Annotated in this window: 18 protein-coding genes; 7 read left to right on the top strand and 11 right to left on the bottom strand. The window is 69.5% G+C overall.

The window, feature by feature from the left end:
* Positions 1 to 3: 3 nt before the first annotated feature.
* Genes ASC76_RS01480 through ASC76_RS01490 form a run of 3 tightly spaced genes read right to left on the bottom strand, consistent with a single transcriptional unit; the run spans position 4 to position 2,922 of the window.
* Positions 4 to 210 (bottom strand): DUF2783 domain-containing protein, encoded by a 207-nt coding sequence (locus ASC76_RS01480; RefSeq protein ID WP_056461343.1) that lies wholly within the window; start codon positions 208 to 210, stop codon positions 4 to 6.
* Between the two features lie 11 nt (positions 211 to 221).
* Positions 222 to 1,958, bottom strand: a complete 1,737-nt coding sequence (locus ASC76_RS01485; RefSeq protein WP_056461346.1) for an FAD-dependent oxidoreductase — start codon at positions 1,956 to 1,958, stop codon at positions 222 to 224.
* Positions 1,959 to 1,962: 4 nt separating this feature from the next.
* Positions 1,963 to 2,922: an MBL fold metallo-hydrolase gene (locus tag ASC76_RS01490; protein ID WP_056461348.1), complete on the bottom strand. Its 960-nt coding sequence runs from the start codon at positions 2,920 to 2,922 to the stop codon at positions 1,963 to 1,965.
* 110 nt (positions 2,923 to 3,032) lie between these two features.
* Here ASC76_RS01490 and ASC76_RS01495 point away from each other — a divergent pair, with 110 nt between their 5' ends.
* Entirely contained in the window at positions 3,033 to 3,872 is an 840-nt protein-coding gene (locus tag ASC76_RS01495) for an IclR family transcriptional regulator (RefSeq protein WP_082548619.1), read from the top strand.
* A 20-nt stretch (positions 3,873 to 3,892) separates the two neighbouring features.
* Here the strand turns inward: ASC76_RS01495 and ASC76_RS01500 are convergent, their stop codons facing one another.
* The 6 genes from ASC76_RS01500 to ASC76_RS01525 all read right to left on the bottom strand — a co-directional run bounded on the left by ASC76_RS01500 (position 3,893) and on the right by ASC76_RS01525 (position 8,465).
* A complete protein-coding gene (locus ASC76_RS01500) occupies positions 3,893 to 4,450 on the bottom strand; it encodes a hypothetical protein (RefSeq protein ID WP_056461350.1) in 558 nt (185 codons plus the stop codon).
* A gap of 135 nt (positions 4,451 to 4,585) precedes the next feature.
* Complete coding sequence (locus ASC76_RS01505) at positions 4,586 to 5,071, bottom strand: DoxX family protein (RefSeq protein WP_056461353.1); 486 nt, start codon at positions 5,069 to 5,071, stop codon at positions 4,586 to 4,588.
* Complete coding sequence (locus ASC76_RS01510) at positions 5,068 to 5,847, bottom strand: DNA-binding domain-containing protein (RefSeq protein ID WP_200947083.1); 780 nt, start codon at positions 5,845 to 5,847, stop codon at positions 5,068 to 5,070. Before ASC76_RS01510 ends, ASC76_RS01505 begins: the two co-directional genes overlap by 4 nt.
* A complete protein-coding gene (locus ASC76_RS01515) occupies positions 5,835 to 6,683 on the bottom strand; it encodes a DUF692 domain-containing protein (RefSeq protein ID WP_056461356.1) in 849 nt (282 codons plus the stop codon). The genes ASC76_RS01510 and ASC76_RS01515 overlap by 13 nt, the downstream gene beginning before the upstream one ends.
* A 17-nt stretch (positions 6,684 to 6,700) precedes the next feature.
* Positions 6,701 to 6,991 carry a DUF2282 domain-containing protein gene (locus tag ASC76_RS01520; RefSeq protein ID WP_056461362.1) on the bottom strand — a complete coding sequence of 97 codons (291 nt, stop codon included), beginning with the start codon at positions 6,989 to 6,991 and terminating at the stop codon, positions 6,701 to 6,703.
* A 118-nt stretch (positions 6,992 to 7,109) separates the two neighbouring features.
* Positions 7,110 to 8,465, bottom strand: a complete 1,356-nt coding sequence (locus ASC76_RS01525; RefSeq protein ID WP_056461365.1) for an MATE family efflux transporter — start codon at positions 8,463 to 8,465, stop codon at positions 7,110 to 7,112.
* Positions 8,466 to 8,615: 150 nt separating this feature from the next.
* Here ASC76_RS01525 and ASC76_RS01530 point away from each other — a divergent pair, with 150 nt between their 5' ends.
* The 3 genes from ASC76_RS01530 to ASC76_RS01540 are packed head-to-tail and all read left to right on the top strand — an operon-like array spanning position 8,616 to position 11,574.
* On the top strand, positions 8,616 to 9,578 hold the full coding sequence (locus tag ASC76_RS01530) for a tripartite tricarboxylate transporter substrate binding protein (protein WP_235580301.1): 963 nt from the start codon (positions 8,616 to 8,618) through the stop codon (positions 9,576 to 9,578).
* Positions 9,579 to 9,587: 9 nt separating this feature from the next.
* Entirely contained in the window at positions 9,588 to 10,070 is a 483-nt protein-coding gene (locus ASC76_RS01535; RefSeq protein WP_056461372.1) for a tripartite tricarboxylate transporter TctB family protein, read from the top strand.
* A gap of 7 nt (positions 10,071 to 10,077) precedes the next feature.
* Positions 10,078 to 11,574 carry a tripartite tricarboxylate transporter permease gene (locus ASC76_RS01540; RefSeq protein WP_056461375.1) on the top strand — a complete coding sequence of 499 codons (1,497 nt, stop codon included), beginning with the start codon at positions 10,078 to 10,080 and terminating at the stop codon, positions 11,572 to 11,574.
* Between the two features lie 7 nt (positions 11,575 to 11,581).
* On the opposite strand, the gene ASC76_RS01545 is transcribed toward ASC76_RS01540, so the two are convergent.
* Complete coding sequence (locus tag ASC76_RS01545; RefSeq protein WP_056461378.1) at positions 11,582 to 13,150, bottom strand: right-handed parallel beta-helix repeat-containing protein; 1,569 nt, start codon at positions 13,148 to 13,150, stop codon at positions 11,582 to 11,584.
* Positions 13,151 to 13,631: 481 nt separating this feature from the next.
* Between ASC76_RS01545 and ASC76_RS01550 the strand changes: the two genes are divergently transcribed.
* Genes ASC76_RS01550 through ASC76_RS24230 form a run of 3 tightly spaced genes read left to right on the top strand, consistent with a single transcriptional unit; the run spans position 13,632 to position 16,688 of the window.
* The gene (locus ASC76_RS01550; protein ID WP_056461381.1) at positions 13,632 to 14,258 is read left to right on the top strand and encodes a sugar transferase; all 627 of its coding nucleotides are present in this window, start codon (positions 13,632 to 13,634) and stop codon (positions 14,256 to 14,258) included.
* Between the two features lie 21 nt (positions 14,259 to 14,279).
* Positions 14,280 to 15,425, top strand: coding sequence for a glycosyltransferase family 1 protein (locus tag ASC76_RS01555; RefSeq protein WP_056461383.1), 1,146 nt, complete (start codon positions 14,280 to 14,282; stop codon positions 15,423 to 15,425).
* Positions 15,426 to 15,431: 6 nt separating this feature from the next.
* Positions 15,432 to 16,688: a glycosyltransferase gene (locus ASC76_RS24230; RefSeq protein WP_082548623.1), complete on the top strand. Its 1,257-nt coding sequence runs from the start codon at positions 15,432 to 15,434 to the stop codon at positions 16,686 to 16,688.
* A 1,169-nt stretch (positions 16,689 to 17,857) separates the two neighbouring features.
* On the opposite strand, the gene ASC76_RS01570 is transcribed toward ASC76_RS24230, so the two are convergent.
* Entirely contained in the window at positions 17,858 to 19,087 is a 1,230-nt protein-coding gene (locus tag ASC76_RS01570) for an oligosaccharide flippase family protein (RefSeq protein WP_162247047.1), read from the bottom strand.
* Positions 19,088 to 19,131 lie beyond the last annotated feature (44 nt).

Below are 19,131 nucleotides of genomic sequence, written 5' to 3' on the forward strand. Positions count from 1 at the left end.
GGGTCAGGTCCTCGAAGGGGCGGCGCTGTCGCGCGCGGCGCGCAGGGCCTCGCGCAGCACATCGACATCGCCGACATGGTTGGCGAGCAGCAGCACCAGGCGCGCGTTCAGCGCATGGCTGTCGGCCGGCGACAGGTCGCGGTGCGCGTCGATCAGCGCCTCGTAGAAGTCGTCGGGCGCGCTCAGGTGCGGGGCGGTGATCAGGGACATCGAAGACGCTCTCAGTGGATCGCGAGGGCCTGCTTCAACGCGGCGCGCAGCGCCTCGGGCGAAGGCTGGCGCCAGCGTGCGCAGACATGCTGGTCGGGCCGCAGCAGGTAGACGGTGCCAGGCAGCATGTCGTAGCGCTCGGCGACAAAGCCGTCGTGGTCGACCAGGCTGGGCGCCACCTCGGCGTGGGCCGCCGCCTCGCACGGGCGGATGTGCACGACGCGCAGTGGCGCGAGGCCTTCGGCGGCCTGCGCAAGCGCTGCGGCCAGGCGGCCGGCCAACGCGTCGCCGTAGACCAGCGCGGTGAAGCCGTCGCCGAGTTCGCGAAGCAGCCAGCTCTCGCGGTCGTCGGCGCAGGTGACCGGCGCGTCGACCGCGGCCGCGCCCGGCCGCATCCGGCCTTCGAAATGCGCGGAGTCGGGCGTGTTCAGCGGCGACCGGTCGAGCGTGGCCGGCACCGAGAGCCGGCCGCTGTTGACCAGTGTGCGCGCGAACGGATGCTCGCGCGACAGGTCGAGCACCGCGTCGCGGAACAGGCGGCTGATCTCGCTCTTCGGCGTGATGAAGTCGGTGGCGCGGGTCGAGTTCAGGATGTTCTCGTCGGCGGCATCCTCGCGTTCGCGGGCGTAGCTGTCGAGCAGTGCGTCGCCGGCCCGGCCGCCGAGCACCAGCGCGAGCTTCCAGGCCAAGTTGTCCGCGTCCTGCACGCCCGAGTTCGCGCCCCGCGCGCCGAACGGCGAGACGCCGTGCGCGGCGTCGCCGGCGAACAGCACGCGGCCGACGCGGAAGTGCGCCATGCGCGTGCACGCGAACGTGTACACGCTGGCCCATTCGAGCTCGAATTGCACGTCCTCGCCCAGCAGGGCCTTGACCCGCGGGATGATGTTCTCGGGTCGCTTCTCGACTTCCGGGTCGGCGTCCCAGCCAAGCTGGAAGTCGATGCGCCAGACGCCGTCGGGCTGCATGTGGAGCAACACGCTCTGCTTCGGGTGGAACGCCGGGTCGAACCAGAACCAGCGCTCGGCCGGGCGGTCCAGCTTCATCTTCACATCGGCGATCAGGAAGCGGTCGCGGAACACGCGGCCGGTGCTTTGCTGGCCGGTCAGTTCGCGCAGCGTCGAACGGCTGCCGTCGCAGGCGACGACGTGGTCGGCGCGCAGGCGGTACGGACCGTCCGGCGTCTCGATCGTCAGCAGCGCGTGATCGGCGTGCTGCTCGATCCCGGCGACCTTGTGCTTCCAGCGCAGGTCGATCAGCGGCAGTTCGGCCGCGCGCTGCGCGAGGTAGCCCTCGACGTAGTACTGCTGCAGGTTGATGAACGCCGGCCGTTGCTCGGTAAGCCTCCGCGCTCCGCGCTCCGTTCGCCCCTGGCGCGGCCCGGCGGGCTCACCCCCGGGCTCGGCGAGCAGGTCGAACTGGTAGACCTGCGCGTCGCGGAAGAACACCTTGCCGACGTTCCACGACACGCCTTTGTCGACCATGCGCTGGCCGCAGCCGAGCCGGTCGAAGATTTCGAGCGTGCGCTTGGCGAAGCAGATCGCGCGCGAGCCGGTCGACAACGTGTTGTCGTTGTCGAGCAGCACGACGGGCACGCCACGCTGCGCCAAGTCGATCGCGAGCGTCAGGCCGACCGGCCCGGCGCCGACGACGACGACCGGATGGCGCGGCGGCTCGGCCGCGTGCTGGTCGGCGTGGCGCGTCGGGTCGAAGCGCAGCGACTGGAAATCGACATCCGCCACGGACTGCATGGCATCAGCTTTCCAGCGCGTGCCACATCTCGATGTCGCGCTCGGCGGTCCAGATGCGCGGGTCGGGGTACTTGGTGACCTCGTCGTAGCAGCGGGTCACGTCGAACGGCATGCAGTGGTCGAAGATGACCCAGTGGCCGTACTTCGGCTTCAACTTCGCGAACGTCTCCTTGTAGACCGCGTTCAGGTCCTTGCCCGCGGCGACGCCGGCCTGCACGCTGGCGCGCACGTCGGCGATGAAGCCGGCCGTGCTCGACAGGCCGGCCTGGACCTGGGCCTCGCCCTTCAACGCTGGGCCCCGGCCGGGCACGAGCGCGAGCGGCTTCAGCGCCGCGACGTTCTCGAGCGTCTTCGGCCAATCGTTGAAATACGCGTCCCCGGCGTAAGGCGTGGCGTCGAACTCGACCAGGTCGCCGCTGAGCAGCGTGCGCTCCTGCGGCAGCCAGACGACGGTGTCACCCTTGGTGTGGCCACGGCCCAGCTGCAGCAGCTGCACTTCCAGCTTGCCGAGCCACAGCGTCAGCTTGCCGGTGAAGGACATCGTCGGCCAGGTCATGCCGGGCGGCACGGTCTCGACGTTGCTGAACAGGCGCGGGAAGCGGCCGATCTCGCTGGCCTTGTCCTGCTCGCCGCGCTCGACGATCAGGTCGTAGGTGTCCTGGCTGGCCAGGATCTGCTGCGCGCCGTAGGCCGAGGCGCCGAGCACACGCACCGCGTGGTAGTGGGTCAGCACGACGTACTTGATCGGCTTGTCGGTGACCTCGCGGATCCGGCGGATCACGTCGGCGGCCATCGCGGGAGTGGCCTGCGTGTCGGCGACCAGCACTGCGTCGTCGCCGATGATGATTCCGGTGTTCGGATCGCCTTCGGCGGTGTAGGCCCAGGCGTGTTCGGAAAGCTGCTCGAAGGTGACCTTCTTCTCCTCGAGGTCGGCTTGGCTGGCGAACTTTTTCGGCTGGCTCATCGGGTCTCCTGCGGCAGCGGCGGGGTGTCTTGGCGAAAATCCGAGTCTAGTGGAATCGTTAGATGATGTCTAATACGATTTGTGATGAACTGATTCGAGGCGACCGGAAGATGGACGAGAGCGCTGACAAGATCGACCGTGCGCAGCGCGGCATCCAGAGCATCGAGGTCGGCGGGCAGGTGCTCATCGCGCTCGCCCACCACGGCCGGCCGATGGCGCTGAAGGACCTGGCGCGCGAGGCCGGCATGGCGCCGGCGAAGGCCCATCCGTACCTCGTCAGCTTCGCCCGGATCGGCCTGATCGCGCAGGACGACGAGAGCGGCATGTACTTCCTCGGGCCGCTCGCGCTGCAGCTTGGCCTGATCAGCCTGCAGCAGGCGAACCCGGTGCAGGTCGCGACGCCGTTGATCAGCGAACTGGCGCTGCAACTGGGCCACACCGTGGCGCTCGCCGTCTGGGGCACGCGGGGCGCGACGATCGTGCGCCTGGCCGAGTCGCCCGCGGCGGTGCACGTGAACATGCGCCACGGCACCGTGTTCTCGCTCGCCAACACGGCCTCCGGCCGGCTGTTCGCGGCCTACCAGCCGGCGGCGCAGGCGCGTGCCGGGCTCGAGCAGGAGCGCAAGGGCATCAAGTCGCAGCCTGCACCCGTGGTGGCCGGCATGCCCGCGCCCGCGCCATTGCCGAGTTGGACCGCGTTCGAGCAGCAACTCGCCGAGGTGCGCGCGCACGGTCTGTCGAGGTCGGTCGGTGAGGTCGTGCCAGGCATCAACGCGATGGCGGCGCCAGTGTTCGACCACACCGGCGCCATGGTGCTGTCGATCACGGCGATCGGGCCGGCGGGCGTCTTCGACACCGCGTGGCATGGTGCACCCGCACGTGCGTTGCGCGTCGCGGCGGATGCGGTCTCGCAGCGGCTGGGTGCCGCGGGGCTGGCCGCGCAGGCCTGATCAGCGCACGCGCCGCACGATCAACCCGCGCTGCTCATCTTCGCAGCGACGTCGTCCGTCGAATTGCTCCGACCGAGCATCTGCGAGCCGAGCAACGCGCCGATGGCGCCCATCACGACGGACACCCACAGCGGATTGGCGCGGGCGATGTCCGCCGCCGCGTTGATTTTCGGTCCGACCTGATCGAGCGCGGCCTGGGCCTGCTCGCGCACGGTGCTCCAGGCTTCGCTCGCCTTCTCCGCCACGTCGTTGGTGGTGCGACGCGCCTCCTTCGGGGACGGCAGCGCCGCGCTCAGCTTGCGGCCGAGATCGCTGATCTGCGCGCGCAGTTCGTCCAGTGCGTCGCCGGCGCTCTCGCGGGTCGAGCGCGGGACCGTGCGCAGCACGCTGGGGGCGGAAGGACGGTCGTCGCGCGCCGCCACCGAGATCAACGCGATGAGTCCGGCGCCGATCGCGGCCGAAGTCAACACTGCTGCCAGCGGGTACTCGTTGACGATGTCGCTGACGGCCTCGGCCGCGCTGGTGGGCACATTGGCGGATGCGTCGCTGTCGTCGGTGTAGGTCGGGTCGAGGTTCATGGCAGCTCCGGGAAAGTGGGCCGTGCGGCGCGACGGCGATGCGCCATCCTGCCCGCACCCGAGGCGCGGGGGTGCAAGTCGAAGGCGCGATGAATTGCAGGACGCGTCCGACGCCGACCGGTCAGCGGGCCGGCATCACGCGATCCGCAGTGCCCGGTCGGCCGACCACCTGCCGGCGCCGCGCCCGGTCAGGTACAGCAGCAATGCGGCCCATGACAGGTGCGTCGGCCACGCATCCGGGTACACGAACAACTGGATCGTCAGCGTCATGCCGAGCAGCGCCAGCGCCGAGAGCCGCGTCAGGAGTCCCAGCACGAGCAGGATCGGGAACAGGTGCTCGGCATACGTGGCCAGATGCGCCGCGATCTCCGGCGGCACGAGCGGCAGCCGGTACTCGGTGCGGAACAGCTCGAAAGTGCTGGCGGTGATGGTCAGCAGCCCCTCGACCTTGGTGCGGCCGGACAGGAAGAAGATCGCCGCGATCGCCAGGCGGCAGGCGACCGCCAGCAGGTCGTGGCCGATCCGGCGCGAGAGTCCTTCCGCGAGGCCGTTCCAGCGTGCGCGCAGGCCGCGGGGCGCGTTCGCGAGCGTCGTGGCGGTGGCCGTGGTCGATGGGTTCATGGGTGGTTTCCGTTGTTTGGGGTCGGGCCGACGGTCAACGCGCCGGCCGACAGGAGTTGTGAAAGCAGGGCCGCGATGTCGAGCTCGGGCGCGTGGCCGAGTGCCGCGCTGGCCGCCTGGGCCAGCGTCTGCCCGTCCGCACAGGCGTCGAGGAAGACGCAGCCGCTGGCCTCGAGCGGCTGCCGCTGCACATCGGCTGCCGGGCGCGTCAGCAACGCGCCTTCGCCATGCCAGACGAATGCACCGGGCGGATCGATGCCTTGTCGGCTGGTCGACCAGATCGAATAGACCGGCAGGTCGGCGACATGGCACCAGCGCGCGGCCGGGTGCGGCGCGAGTCGTGTCGCGCCGAGCTGCTCGGGCGACAGTTGCGCGAGCCGGGCCGCCTCGACCGCGCTCGCGTCCGCGGCAGTGTGCGCTTCGATCCAGAGCCGGTCGAGACGGGCGACGCCGGGCAAATAGGGCAGTTCGCGCGCCGGCTCGAACCCGGCGAGGAAGTCCGCGAAGCGTTCGCCGTACATCAGCAGCCGGCCATCGTGCGGCGGGTCGGTCCGGACGTAGGTCGCCGAGGCGGCGCGGAACCAGTCGCTGCCGACCAGCCGCGCCACGCTCGGGAAGTTCGCCTGCAGCGCATCGATGCAGCCGCTCATCACGGTGTTGCGGCAGACCGCGAACGCCGGTTGCGCGGCGAGCGCCGACGACGCGAGCGGATCGAACAGCGACGCGACGAAGTCGGCCTGGAACGCCGCAAGAGACGACCCGCTCACGGCGCGCATCCGCACGTTTCGGCGAGGCGCCTCAGCTCGGCGGCGGCCTGCGCGCCTTCGGCCAGCAGCACCTCGAACGCGGGCAGATTGCCGTCCCGTTCGATCAGCGTCGGGCGGGCTCCGACGCGCTCGATCAGGTGCCGGTAGAGGCGCCACACGTCGGGAGCGACCGGCGCGTCATGCGAGTCGATCAGCAGCGCCTCACCGTGCACGGCGTCCGCCGTGTGACCGGCGAGGTGGACCTCGACGATGCTGTCGGCCGGGAACGCGTCGAGGTAGGCGCGGGCGTCGAAGGCGAGGTTGCGCGACGAGACGAACACGTTGTTGACGTCGAGCAGCAGCGTGCAGCCGGTGCGCCGCACCAGTTCGCGCAGAAAGCCGATCTCGTCCCACGCGTGGCCGTCGATGCGCAGATAGTGCGACGGGTTCTCGATCGCGATCGTCCGGCCGAGCGCCGACTGCAGCTGGTCGATGTGCGACGCGATGCGGCGCAGTGCCTCGTCGCTGCGCGGGAAAGGGAGGAGGTCCGGCAGGTGCATGCCGTCCCAGGCGGACCACGCCAGGTGCTCCGACACCAGCGCCGGCTCGACGCGCCGCACCAGCGCGGCCAGCCGCGCCAGGTGCGCCGTGTCGAGCGGTGCCGCGCCGGCTAGCGACAGCGACACGCCGTGCAGCGACAGCGGATGCGCCCCGCGGAGGGCATCCAGCAGCCGCAGGCGAGGCCCGCCGGGCACGAGGTAGTTCTCCGCATGCACCTCGAACCACAGGCCTGCGGCCGTGCACGCGAGTGCCTCGTCGACGTGCTCGGGCTTGAACCCGAGGCCCGCAAGCAGGGGCGAGGTCATGCCCGCAGCCCGGTGGGTCAGGACTTGATCTCGGTCAGCGAGCCGGTGCCCTTCGGCGTCTTCATCGTCGTGCAGGTGCCGGCCGGCACGTTCTTCCAGGCGTTGCCCTGGTAGTCCATCTTCGACGTGCCCGCGCAGGTGGTGCCGGCGCCGGCCTTGCAGTCGTTCTTGCCCGCGAGAGACACGCCGTAGCACTTCTCCATGCTGGCGGCCATCTTGTCGGCCATGGGCTTGCTGTCCTGCGCCATGGCGGCGCCGGCGGCGAGTGCAGACAGGGTGAAGGCGGTGATGGCGATCGAACGGTTCATGTGAAGCTCCGGTGGTTGATGGGGAACGCGCCCGACGGCACGCTCGCCACTAACTCGTTCGAACCGGGCTTCGGGTTACACCGCCACACGCAAAATTTTTGCGCCATGATTGCCGGCTTCAGCGCAGCGCGTCGTCGGCGGCGCGGCGCAGGCCGATTGCCAGACCGACCGACACCAGCACCAGGCCGATCACCAGCCCGATCCAGAACCCGAACACGCGCATCGGCTCGCCGTCCAGGCCGTGGTACCCGAGCCAGGTACCGATCGGCACGCCCACTGCCCAGAACGCGCCCAGCATCAGCACCATCGGCATCAGCGTGATCTTGTAGCCGCGCAGCGCACCGATCGCGCAGACCTGGGTCGCGTCGAACAGCTGCCAGAACGCCGCGAACAGCAGCAGCGTGGCCGCGAGTGCACGCACCGCAGCGTCGGCGCTGTAGACCGCCGCGATCTGGTGCCGCAGCAGGATGATCGGCACGATCGCGAGCGCCGCGATCACGAGTCCGAGCGCAATGCCGATCCACGCGACCCGTTGGGCGGCGAGCGGGTCGCGCGCGCCGAGCGACTGGCCGACGCGGATCGTGATCGCCGCCGACAGGCCCATCGGCAGCATGAACACCATCGCGGCAAAGTTCAGCGCGATCTGGTGCGCCGCGATCTGCACCTCGCCAAAGCGGCCGACCAGCACCGCGATGCTGGAGAACGCCGCGACCTCCGCGAACCCGGTGGTCCCCATCGGCACGCCCAGCCGCAACAGGCGCAATTGCGCCGCGCGGGTCGGCAGCGCCCAGTCGCGCCACAGGTAGTACGGCTTGTAGGCTGCGGCCCGGCGCGTCCAGAAGAACAGCAACAGCAGGCCGACCCACATGCCGATACCGGTCGCCCAGCCGCAGCCGGCGCCGCCCATGGCCGGCAGCCCGAAGTGGCCGTAGATCAAGACCCAGTTGAGCAGCGCGTTGACGCCGAGGGCAACGAACGACAGCACCATGATCGGCGTCGTCTGGTTGATGCTCGACGAGTAGAACGCCAGCGACCGGTAGACCAGCGCAGCCGGCATGCCCAGGCCGATGCCCCACAGGAACACCGTGGTGCGTTCCGCGAGGTGGGGCTCGATGCCGGCGAAGGTCAGCACCGCCGGGGCGAACGGCACGAGCAGCAGCGGCGCGAGGCCGAACAGCGCGGCCAGCCAGATGCCCTCGCGCGCGTCGCGCACCACGGCCGCGTGGTCGCGCGCGCCCACGTGGTGGGCGATGATCGGCGAGACCGCCTGCACCGTGCTCGACAGGCCGACGAACATCGGGATCCAGAGTGCGACGCCGATCGCGACGACCGCCTGCTCGGCCGCGCCGGCGTGGCCCGACATCACGGTGTCGAGGAAGCCGACGAGGATCTGCGCGATCTGCGACAGGATGATCGGGCTCGCGAGGCGCAGCAGCGAGCGGCTCTCGCGAATGAATCGGGCAGACGGGGTCATCGGGAAGGGACGGAAGGACAGCCCGCGATGATGGCGCACTCCCGAGTCCGCGGTTAGGGTCGGCCCGGTGGCGCGCTCGGCACCGAGCACGCACAGTCCACCGGTTCTTCCATCGAACCTCCCGGAGACGCATTCATGCAGAAGAAGCCCATGCCCATCCTTCTCGGCGCTGTCGCGGCTTTCACGCTCGGCCTGTTCAGTGCCGTGGCGCACGCGGCCTGGCCGGAGCGGCCCGTCACGCTGATCGTGCCGTGGGGCGCCGGCGGCGGGACCGACGCGACGGCCCGCATCATCGGCTCGCTGCTCGAGAAGGAGCTGGGGCAGCCGATCAACGTCGTGAATCGCACCGGCGGCAGCGGCGTCGTCGGGCACCAGGCCATCGCGGCCGCCGCGCCGGACGGCTACACGATCGGCTTGATCACGGTCGAGATCGCGATGATGCATTGGCAGGGCCTGACCGAGTTGTCGGGCGCCTCGTACACGCCGATCGGCCTCGTCAACTTCGACCCGGCCGGGCTGCAGGTGCGGGCCGATGCGCCGTACAAGACGGCCAACGACCTGATCGCCGCGATCAAGGCCAACCCCGGCAAGTTCAAGGCCTCGGGCACCGGGCAGGGCGGGATCTGGCAGCTCGCGATCGCCGGCATGCTGAAGGATCTGAAGGTCGATCCGACCTCGGTGCCGTGGGTGCCGTCGAACGGCGCCGCGCCGGGGCTGCAGGATCTGGTGGCCGGCGGCGTCGAGATCGTGCCCTGCTCGCTGCCCGAGGCGCGCTCGCTGATCGACGCCGGCAAGGTCAAGAGCCTGGCGATCATGAACGACACGCCGTCGACGCTGTACCCGAACGTGCCGACGTTGAAGGCCGCGACCGGCAGCGACTGGAAGCTCGGCGCCTGGCGCGGCATCGCGGCGCCGAAGAACCTGCCGGCCGAGGCGAACGACAAGCTCGTGGCCGCCATCAAGAAGATCGCGGCGAGCAAGGAGTACACCGAGTTCATGGCGAGCCGCGGCTTCGGCGTCGTCTACCGCGGTCCCGACGACTTCGCGAAGTTCATGGCCAAGTCCGATGCCGATCTCGGCGCGACGATGAAGGCCGTCGGCATCGCGAAGTAGCCGCGCGTCGTGAAGCTCAACGACGCGCTCTGGGGCGCCGCGCTGGTGGTGTTCGCCGGGCTGCTGTTCGTGCATGCGCAGGGCTTCCCGGCGATCCCGGGCCAGTCGGTCGGCCCGGGTGCGCTGCCGAAGGCGCTCGCCGTGGGCCTGGCCGTGTGCGGCGCGCTGCTGTTCGTCAACGGCTTGCGCGCCAACGCGGCGGCCGGCGGCCTGCCGTGGGTGGTGCTGCCGGACTGGTTCGCCTCGCGCCCGCAGCTGCTCGGCTTCGCGGTGCTGGTGGCGATCAACCTGCTGTACGTGCTCGGCGTCGACCGCATCGGCTTCGTCATCACTGGCTGGATCTACCTGGCGGCGCTGATGCTCGTGCTGCGGGTGCGGCCGGTGTTGGCGAGCACGGTCGCGCTCGTGATGACGCTGCTGATCCACTACTGCTTCTACAAGCTGCTGCGCGTGCCCCTGCCCTGGGGTGTGTTGCAGCCCATCGCATGGTGACGTCCCGATGAGTGGCGCCTGGTCGCAGGCCTTCGCGATGGTGTTCGACCCGTACACCATCCTCGTGATGCTGGGGGCGTCGGTTTTCGGCCTGTTCGTCGGCGCGGTGCCGGGCCTGACCGCGACGATGGCGACCGCGCTGCTCGTGCCGGTGACCTTCTTCATGGCGCCGATCCCGGCCATCGCGGCGATGGTCACCGCCACTGCGATGGCGATCTTCTCCGGCGACATCCCCGGCTGCCTGCTGCGCATGCCCGGCACGCCGGCCTCCGCGGCCTACACCGACGAGGCCTATGCGATGACCCGCAAGGGTCTGGCCGAGACCGCGCTCGGCGCCGGGCTGGTCTTCTCGGCGGTCGGCGGCCTGTTCGGCACCGCGGTGCTGATGATTGCGGCGCCGTCGCTGGCCGAGTTCGCGCTCAAGTTCAGCTCGTTCGAGTACTTCTGGCTGGTGCTGATGGGGCTGACCTGCGCGGTCTTCATCTCGAGCGATCGCCCGTTGAAGGGCCTCGTCACCCTGTTCTTCGGTCTGCTGATCGCCAGCGTCGGCCTGAACAACCCGGCGGCGTTCCCGCGCTTCACGTTCGGCAGCACCGAACTCCTCGGCGGCGTCGGCCTGGTGCCGCTGATGATCGGGATGTTCGCGGTCTCGGAGATCATCCGCTTCGTGGTCGACACCTCGCCCTCGGCGCTGCTCGTCGAAGCGCAGGTCGGCAACGTCTTCAAGGGCATGTGGACGCTGGCCAAGAAGTACCCGACCCAGATCCTGCGCGGCAGCGTGCTCGGCACCATCGTCGGGGCATTGCCCGGCGCGGGCGCCGACATCGCGGCCTGGATGTCGTATGCGATGAGCAAGCGCTTCTCGAAGGAGCCGGAGAAGTTCGGCACCGGCCACGTCGAGGGCATCGTCGAGAGCGGTTCCGCCAACAACAGTGCGCTGGCCGGCGCGTGGATTCCGGCGCTGGTGTTCGGCATCCCGGGCGATTCGATCACCGCGATCGTGATCGGCGTGCTGTACATGAAGAACATGAATCCGGGCCCGACGCTGTTCACGACCAACCCGCAGAACATCTACGCGGTGTTCCTGCTGTTCATCATCGCGAACCTGATCATGCTGCCGCTGGGCTACCTGTGCATCAAGGTCGCCAAGCGCATCCTGAAGGTGCCGCGCGACATCCTGATGCCGGTGATCCTGCTGTTCTGCGTGGTCGGCGCGTTCGCGATCAACAACACCGCGTTCGACATCGGCGTGATGCTGATTGCCGGCGTGGTCGCCTACCTGCTCGAGCAGAACGACTTCCCGATCTCGCCGCTGATCCTCGGTGTCGTGCTCGGCGGGATGCTGGAGGAGAACCTGGTGTCGTCGCTGATCAAGTCCAACGGCAGCGCGTTGGCCTTCTTCGAGCGGCCGATCGCCGCGACGCTGGGCGTGGTGACGATCCTGATCTGGCTGTCCCCGCTGCTGCGGCGCCGGCGCGGCAGCGCTCGGCCGCGGCCGGCCTGACCTCGGCTCAGGCGCCGCTGCAGGACATCGTAGCGCCGGAGACGATAGGCGCGGCGCCGAAACAGCTGGCGTCGGTGAGCGGTGCGCCCTGGCTGGTTATGGCTTCGCAATACACGTTCATCGTCGTCGTCGGCTGGGTCTTGATCTCCAGCGGCTTGTAGCCCGTGGCGGACAGGGCGAGCGAACGCAACGACACCCGTCCGATGGCGCCGCCCGAGGCGGTTCGCGACACGGACGAGCCGTCGGCGCGCAGGCCGGAGTAGGTCGTCGACACGCCGGTTCCTTCGCCGATGCGCACGCCGTCGGCCAGGGTGCCGGTCACGGAATTGCCGTCGACCATCACGTCGCGCACCGCCAGCTGCGTCGCCAGCGTGTCCACCTTGCGCTCGTCGTCGAAGATGAAGGCGTGGATCTCGATCCCGCCGTGATACGTGCGCGAGACCGTGGTGGGCCAGCCCGCCGGGGTGTAGAGCGGCGTGGTGGTCTGCACGTCGCTGATGGAGTTGCCCTGGACCAGGACGTTCGAGACGCCCCAGGTCACGTAGTTGGCTTCGCGGGCGATCAGCACGCCGGCCGCGAGCGTGGTGCGCGCGATGCGGTTGCTGCGGATCGTGATGTCCGCGCCGCCGACGACGCTGATCCCGCGGCCCCAGTACTGGCCTTCCACGTCGTTGTTCGAGACCAGCACGTTGCGCACGCGCTGCAGGTCGACGTCGGCGGCGAAGGTCGACGACAGCGACGCGGCCGTCTCGGTCATCCAGTCGCCCGTCCTGAGGTACGAGACCATCGCGATCATGTCGTCGCCGGTTTCCCGGACGACGTTGTTGATCACGCGGCCGTTGCGCGAGCCGCCGGTGACGTGGATGCCGTCCGACAGGCTGCGCCGAACCTCGTTGCCGTCAACGAGGAAGCCGTCCGCGCGGTAGACGAAGATGCCCGCCGACGACGCGCTGTTGGCCAGCGCCGTGCCGGGGTCGCCGCCATTGATGACGTGATTGCCGCGAATGACGTTGCCCACCAGGTGCGAGGTCCGGTCGACCCGGTCGAAGATCGCGATGCGCGACTGCCACGGCGCCCCGAGGCGCGAGCCGGTGACCGCGGTCAGCGTGAAGTTGTAGATGCTGGCGCCGTCGGCGGAGAGCATGACGGCCTGGTCCTGCGCGTTGGTGGCCTTGAGGGTCGCGCCTTCCGACCACAGCACCGCACCGGGCACGCGCACGTTCAGGCGCTGCGAGTGCAGGTAGGTGCCCGCCGGGAAGACCAGCCACTGGCCGGGCTCGAGGGCGTCGAGCCCGGCCTGGATGGCGGCGGTGTCATCGCGTCCGTCGTCCGGGACGGCGCCGAAGTTGCGAACGTCGAGCGCGTCGGCGGGCTTCGCCGGCGCGGCAGCCGCGGTGCAGCTGGCGGTGCTTGGCGTCGGCGCAGGGGCTGGCGCGGGCGCGGGCGCCGGGGCCGGGGCCGGGGCCGGGGCGGTGCCGATCGGCGTCGTCCTGATGCGGCGCGCGAGCGCCTGCTCCATGCCATCGGCGGCCGGTGCGGTGCCGTCGGCACCGCCGCAGGCGGTCAGCGCGGTCATCACGAAGGGAACGAGCCAACGGCCACGGTGCTGGCTTTTGCGAATCGATTCGGGGGAAAAAGAGAGGGGGCTCATGACAGGGACCGGGAAAGAGATGTAGGTGCTGCACAGCTTGTGTTCAGGCACCTTTCCGACCCGTAAGGGGATATTGCCGGCACCTCAAAACCCACGCCACGAAGAACAAGGTTGTCAACAAAGACGGGGTCGACCAAGTGGGCTTCGGTCGTGCGGCCCCTAACGATTTACAAACTAGGGGGGTAAAAATCTGGCACGGTTCATGCCCATTCGCAACGGACCCCCCGGATCGCGGGTGGCGATGCGATGGCCCGCATGTTTCACTTGGTTGCGCGTTCCCAGGCGACCGCGCAACGGTGTTTCCACTCCCCTTCTCTCTCTCTCTCTCTGACAGGCGTCCGTCATGCCGGCCGAATCGACCCAGTTGCTCCTTGCCCGTCGGGTGACGCCTGCCCGACGGAGCGTCATGTCGGGGGGCTCCCCGATCGATCTGGCCTACACCGCGCTCAATCGGGTCCTTGCCGCGATCGTCATCCTGCTGCTGTCGCCGGTGTTCACGTATGTCGCATTTCGCGTCTGGCGCGAAGACGGCGCGCCCCTCACGTTCGGTCACTACCGCGTGGGCCGGCGTGGCGAGCTGTTCCGGTGCCTCAAGTTCAGGACGATGGTGCGCAACTCCGCGGAGGTGCTTGACGTGGTGTTGCGCGACAGCGAAGCGGCCCGGGAGGAATGGGCGCGCGACCAGAAGCTGCGCGACGACCCGCGCGTGACGCCGATTGGCCGGATCCTGCGCAAGACCAGCCTGGACGAGCTGCCGCAGCTCTTCAACGTCCTGCGTGGCGACATGCACTTCGTCGGCCCGCGACCGGTGACCGTCGAGGAACTCTCCCGCTATGGCGCCTCGAAGCGCCACTACCTGTCCGTCAGGCCAGGCCTGACCGGCCTGTGGCAGGTCAGCGGCCGCAACAACACCACCTATGGCGAGCGGGTCGAGTACGACTCGCAGTACGTCGAGTCGCGCAACCCGATCTTCGACAGCTGGATCGTGCTGCGCACGGTCAAGGTGCTGTTGACCCGCGACGGCGCGCACTGATCCCGTTCCGGACTCCCCGAGATGGCCATGCACGCGGGTCGGCCGCGCATCGTCCTGAACGGCCGCTTCCTGGCCCAGGTGCACACGGGTGTCCAGCGCTACGGTGCGGAAACCGTGCTCGCGCTCGATCGCCTGCTCGCCGCGGACGACTCGCTGGGCGCGCGCCTCGACGTGGTGCTTGCCGTACCGGACGACGCCAGTGCCCTGCCGCTGCAGGTCATTCAGCAGGTGCGGCTGCCGGGACGCGGAAGCCACCGGTGGGAGCAGTGGTCGCTGTGGCGCTTTTCGCGCGGCAGCTACCTGGTCAATTTCAACTACTCCGGCCCGCTGCTCAAGCGGCAGCAGCTGATCACCGTGCACGACGCGACCGTGCGCGCCATGCCGCAGGCCTTCTCGCGGGCTTACCGCTGGTTCCACAACGCGATGGTCAGCGTGCTGGGCCGAACGGTCGACCGGGTGATGACGGTGTCCGAATTCTCCGCGGACGAACTCTCGCGCTGGTTCGGGCTCGCGCGCGGCGCGATCCTCGTGGGCCGCGAGGGCGGTGAGCACGCGGTGCTCGCTGCCGACGACGCGGCGGTCCTGCGCAAGCACCGGCTCGAGCGCGGCAGGTTTATTCTGGGCGTCGGCAGCGTCAAGCCGAACAAGAACTTCGGGCTCATCGGCCGGGCCGTTCAGCGGATGGCGCCGTGCCCGTGGACGGTCGCGATCGCCGGGGCCAAGGACATCGGCATCTTCCGCGACGCCTCGATCCTGCCCGACGGCTTCAAGTTCCTGGGTTTCGTTCCGGACGACGAGTTGTCGGCGCTGTACCGCAATGCGGCCTGGTTCGTGTTCCCGTCGCTGTACGAAGGGTTCGGCCTGCCCGCCGTGGAGGCCATGGCCAACGGCTGTCCGGTGCTGGCAGCGCGCGCCGCGTCGATCCCGGAGGTGTGCGGCGACGGCGCCTTCTATTTCGATGCCAGCGATCCGCGCTCGCTGGCCGATCTGCTGACCACCGTGGCCGCCCGTCCGGAGCTGCGGGAGTCGCTGGTGCACGCCGGACAGCGCCGCCTGGCGTCCTACAACTGGCCCGAAAACGCGCGGATCCTGTTGCAGTACTTGCTGGAGCGCCAACTGCGTCCCGCCACCGAATGGTCTGCGCGGCTCCCGTTCCCTTCGACCTGACCCACCATGACCTCCACAGCCCCCTCGCGAGTCGTCCACGTCACCGAGTGCCTGGCGAGCGGCACGATGAATTTCCTGATGCAGGCCACGCGCGAACTGGCGGAAGCCGGCGTTCGCCAGGTTCTGGTGTACTCACGCCGGCCCGATACCCCGTCCGATGTGCAGGCCCTGTTCGACCCGCGGATCGAGCTGGTGGAGCTGCCGCCGCTCGGTCGCGCCTATGCGCGCTACTTCCGCGCCCTGGCCCGCGAACTGCGCCGACAGCTCGAGGTGCACGCCGGCACGGCTGTCCACCTTCATTCGTCGAAGGCCGGCTTCCTCGGCCGCCTCGCGTTGCGCGGCGTGAAGCCCGCGCCGCCGGTCTTCTACTCGCCGCACGGCCTGTCGTTCCTGAACCGGCGCTATCCGATGCTGGGTGGGGCGTTCACCGCCCTCGAATGGCTGGCGGCCCGCGCAGTGCCGTTCACGGCCGTCGGGTGCAGCCGCGGCGAGGCCGAACTGCTCGGGCGCCTCGGGCCGAAGCCGGCCCGGGTCCTGGAGAACGCGGTCGAGGACAGCTTCTTCCAGTTGCGTGCGGCCGCACCGTCGTCGCCGCCTTTGGTCGTGACGATGGGGCGCATCTGCTACCAGAAGGCGCCCGAGCGCTTTGCGCAGATGGCGATCCGTTTCGGGGTCGCCGACATCCCGAGCCGCTTCGTCTGGATCGGCAGCGGCAACGCCGCGGACGAGGCCCGGTTGCGTGCGGCCGGCGTCCGGGTCACCGGCTGGCTCGCCCCGGCGGCCGTGCAGCAGTTGCTGGCCCGCGCCACGGTCTATGTGCAATGTTCGCGCTGGGAGGGGATGCCGCTGTCGGTCCTGCAAGCCCTGGCGGCCGGCGTGCCGTGCGTCGTCACCAACGTGGTCGGCAACCGCGATGCGGTGCGGCAGGGCATCACCGGCTTCGTGTCCGACAACGCGGACGCGATGCTGATCGGCACCCGCCGCCTGGTGCAGGACGAGGCGCTGCGCGCCCGCTTCTCCCGCGCCGCGCGCACCGACGCGCGCGAGCGCTTCGGCAGCGGCAGTTTTCGCAGCCGGTTGCTGGGCCTGTACGGCCTGGAGGACCGGCGCGTGTCCCGTGTCGTCGCGCTGGCCGAACCGTCAGGTCGGGGCCTCGCGAAAGGCGTGATGGCGACGAGACTCCCGCATGTCGAGGCCGACAAGGATCAGGCCCCCCAGCGCGGGAACCACCCGGGACTCCGCGAAGTAGCTGTAGCGAAGTGACTCGATCAGGAACAGGACGAACACCGGGTACCCGAGAAGGCCGAACAGGTGGCCACGGCGAAACCCGGCATAGGCCCGCCCGATCAGGTAGCCGCCCAGCACGAAGTACACGATCGAGCCGAGATAGCCCCAGTCCAGCATGACGCGGAAGTAAGCGGTGGGGCTGTTGAATTCGGGCCGGGCGTAGATTTCCAGGAAGTCCTTGTACAGGCCTTGCGGTGAACCGAAGCTCGACTCGAGCAACCGGCCGAGCCCTGGCATGAGGTACGCCCAATCCAGCGAGAACGCGCCGCTGTACAGCGGCCAGTCGGGAGTTTCGACCAGCATGCCGATGCCGTTGTTCACGGCGGTGGCGTAGTACGTGATCAGACGCTCGAGCGTGAATGCCCAGACCGAGCTGTACTGCTTGCTGTAGAACTCCCACGAGCGGAGATACTCGGACGCCGTGAACACCAGGTACAGCAGGAACGGCGCGATCGCCGGGGCCGTCGCGGCCAGGCGCCACGACCGGGTGCTGGCGATCGGCAGGTAGGCCAAGCGCGCGACGGCGTAGCACACCAGCACCTCGATGACCGCGAGCCGCTCCGCCCACGCGAAGCCGCGGAAGACCGCCAGCAACACGATCAGCGCGAAGCCGAGGCGCTCGACCTTGTCGACCCGCTGCATGCCGGCGCCGCACTTGATGCCGAAGGCAATGGCGTAGGCGACACCGAACTGGGTGAATGTCGTGACGCCGGGGACCGTGGACACCGAGTCGCGAATCTCCCGCCGCAGGCCGGTGGCCACCTCCCACAGCAGTTGGGGCTGTCCGAGCAGCGGGCCGAACCACAGCGCGTAGGCGCACAGGGTCGGCACCAGCAACAGCATCATCGCCGTCTTCGAGATGCGCGGCGGGGTCAGCACCGGGCCCTCGCGACGCACCGACAGCGCCAATTGAACCCCGACCGCGATGGCCAGGATCAGGACCAGGCCGAAGCCGTACAGCGGACCGGGCACGTAGACGTTCTGCACGACCCGGGCGAAGTCGTAGGTCATGATCGCGAGGTAGACGGGCGCGATGACGAGCAGCACGATGGCGCTCGGCTGGAGCCACCACAGGTCGGCCCCGCGCCGGATTGCCGCGCCGGACGGACCGGGACGCGCGATCGCAGGGGCGGCCGCGGCGCGCATCACGGGGTGCTCGCGGCGTCGCGGCCGCCGTTGACGGACCGGGCGAGCGGCACCAGCAGGCCGAGCCATCCGGCCACCACGCCGCACGACATGCCGATCGGCCCGACGAACGCCCCGAAGCGGGGGAAGCCGGCGAAGAACACGGCCACGGCGACGACGACCGCGATCAGCCACTTCGCGGCCAGCAGGCGCGGCAGGTCGAGACCGGTGATCAGCATGTCGATCGCCTGATCGGCGAACAGCAACGTCGCGAAGCCGGCGCCCGCCAGCAGGTACGGCGCGCTCCTGTCGAACCCGGCGCCATAGACGGCGCGCAACACGGTCGGGCCGAGCAGCCAGGCCCCCAGCAGGCCGACGAGACCGATGGCCGTCATCGCTGCCACGGCGGTGAGGAATGCGTTCACGGCGGTGCGCTCGCGCATCTGCCGGTACAGGTAGGCCGTGCCGATCGAGGTGCCGACGAGGTAAGCGACCTGGGTCCAGACCTCCACCAACTGCATCGGCGCGGCATACAGGCCGAATTCGAGCGGCTCCATCCAGTTCGCGAGCACCAGCCGGTCCAGGCGCAGGAACAGCTGCGAGAGCCACAAGGCCGACACGAACCGGATCCCGAAGCTGAAGTAGCGTGCCATCCGCGACCAGCGCACGAAGCGCGCGAAGCGCCGATTCGGGAACGCCTTGCGTGCCTGGTAGGCCTGCAACGATGCATTGACCGCGGACTCGAGCACCCACGCCCCCGCGATGGCCCAGACGGGGGCGCCGAGGTAGACGCAGACCACCACCGTGATCGCGCGCAGCACCAGGCCGCAGGAGCGGGCCACGACGGTCGGGCGGTTGTGGTTGCGGCTGAGCCAGTACGTGGCAATCACGTAGAAGGGCTCGATCAGCGGCACGGCCAGCAGCAGGATCATCGACACCTGCCGGCGTTGCGGATCGCCGACCATCGCCCCGCAGAACAGCATCATCGCCGCCATCGCGATCAGGCTGGCCAGGAAACGCAGCGCGAAGATGTTGGCGATCGCGCCTGGAAAGGCCGCCTGCATGCGGCAAAACCGGGGCAGCAGCGCGACGCCGGCGCACACCAGGCTGAGGCCCAGACCCACCTGCAACAGCGCGGCGGCATAGGCGAAGTGGCCGGATCCGACGGGCCCCAGGTGGCGCGCGATCAGGCCCTGCACGCCCAGGCCGATCAGCAGCGCGAGCGCCTTGTCGCCGAGCAGCCAGGCCATGTTGCGCGCCGCGTCCCGGCGTCCGGAGTGGCGCGCCGTTGCGG

This window comes from Rhizobacter sp. Root404 (genome assembly GCF_001425865.1).
Taxonomy (GTDB): Bacteria; Pseudomonadota; Gammaproteobacteria; order Burkholderiales; family Burkholderiaceae_C; genus LMDS01.

What these genes read in the sequence shown, in the direction of transcription:
- ASC76_RS01570 (WP_162247047.1), bottom strand. Translation starts at nt 19,087, where the DNA reads ATGGCCTGGCTGCTCGGCGACAAGGCGCTCGCGCTGCTGATCGGCCTG.
- ASC76_RS01490 (WP_056461348.1), bottom strand. Translation starts at nt 2,922, where the DNA reads ATGAGCCAGCCGAAAAAGTTCGCCAGCCAAGCCGACCTCGAGGAGAAG.
- ASC76_RS01510 (WP_200947083.1), bottom strand. Translation starts at nt 5,847, where the DNA reads ATGCGCGCCGTGAGCGGGTCGTCTCTTGCGGCGTTCCAGGCCGACTTC.
- ASC76_RS01485 (WP_056461346.1), bottom strand. Translation starts at nt 1,958, where the DNA reads ATGCAGTCCGTGGCGGATGTCGATTTCCAGTCGCTGCGCTTCGACCCG.
- ASC76_RS01495 (WP_082548619.1), top strand. Translation starts at nt 3,033, where the DNA reads ATGGACGAGAGCGCTGACAAGATCGACCGTGCGCAGCGCGGCATCCAG.
- ASC76_RS01525 (WP_056461365.1), bottom strand. Translation starts at nt 8,465, where the DNA reads ATGACCCCGTCTGCCCGATTCATTCGCGAGAGCCGCTCGCTGCTGCGC.
- ASC76_RS01530 (WP_235580301.1), top strand. Translation starts at nt 8,616, where the DNA reads ATGCCCATCCTTCTCGGCGCTGTCGCGGCTTTCACGCTCGGCCTGTTC.
- ASC76_RS01550 (WP_056461381.1), top strand. Translation starts at nt 13,632, where the DNA reads ATGTCGGGGGGCTCCCCGATCGATCTGGCCTACACCGCGCTCAATCGG.
- ASC76_RS01500 (WP_056461350.1), bottom strand. Translation starts at nt 4,450, where the DNA reads ATGAACCTCGACCCGACCTACACCGACGACAGCGACGCATCCGCCAAT.
- ASC76_RS01505 (WP_056461353.1), bottom strand. Translation starts at nt 5,071, where the DNA reads ATGAACCCATCGACCACGGCCACCGCCACGACGCTCGCGAACGCGCCC.
- ASC76_RS01480 (WP_056461343.1), bottom strand. Translation starts at nt 210, where the DNA reads ATGTCCCTGATCACCGCCCCGCACCTGAGCGCGCCCGACGACTTCTAC.
- ASC76_RS01515 (WP_056461356.1), bottom strand. Translation starts at nt 6,683, where the DNA reads ATGACCTCGCCCCTGCTTGCGGGCCTCGGGTTCAAGCCCGAGCACGTC.
- ASC76_RS01545 (WP_056461378.1), bottom strand. Translation starts at nt 13,150, where the DNA reads ATGACCGCGCTGACCGCCTGCGGCGGTGCCGACGGCACCGCACCGGCC.
- ASC76_RS01555 (WP_056461383.1), top strand. Translation starts at nt 14,280, where the DNA reads ATGGCCATGCACGCGGGTCGGCCGCGCATCGTCCTGAACGGCCGCTTC.
- ASC76_RS24230 (WP_082548623.1), top strand. Translation starts at nt 15,432, where the DNA reads ATGACCTCCACAGCCCCCTCGCGAGTCGTCCACGTCACCGAGTGCCTG.
- ASC76_RS01540 (WP_056461375.1), top strand. Translation starts at nt 10,078, where the DNA reads ATGAGTGGCGCCTGGTCGCAGGCCTTCGCGATGGTGTTCGACCCGTAC.
- ASC76_RS01520 (WP_056461362.1), bottom strand. Translation starts at nt 6,991, where the DNA reads ATGAACCGTTCGATCGCCATCACCGCCTTCACCCTGTCTGCACTCGCC.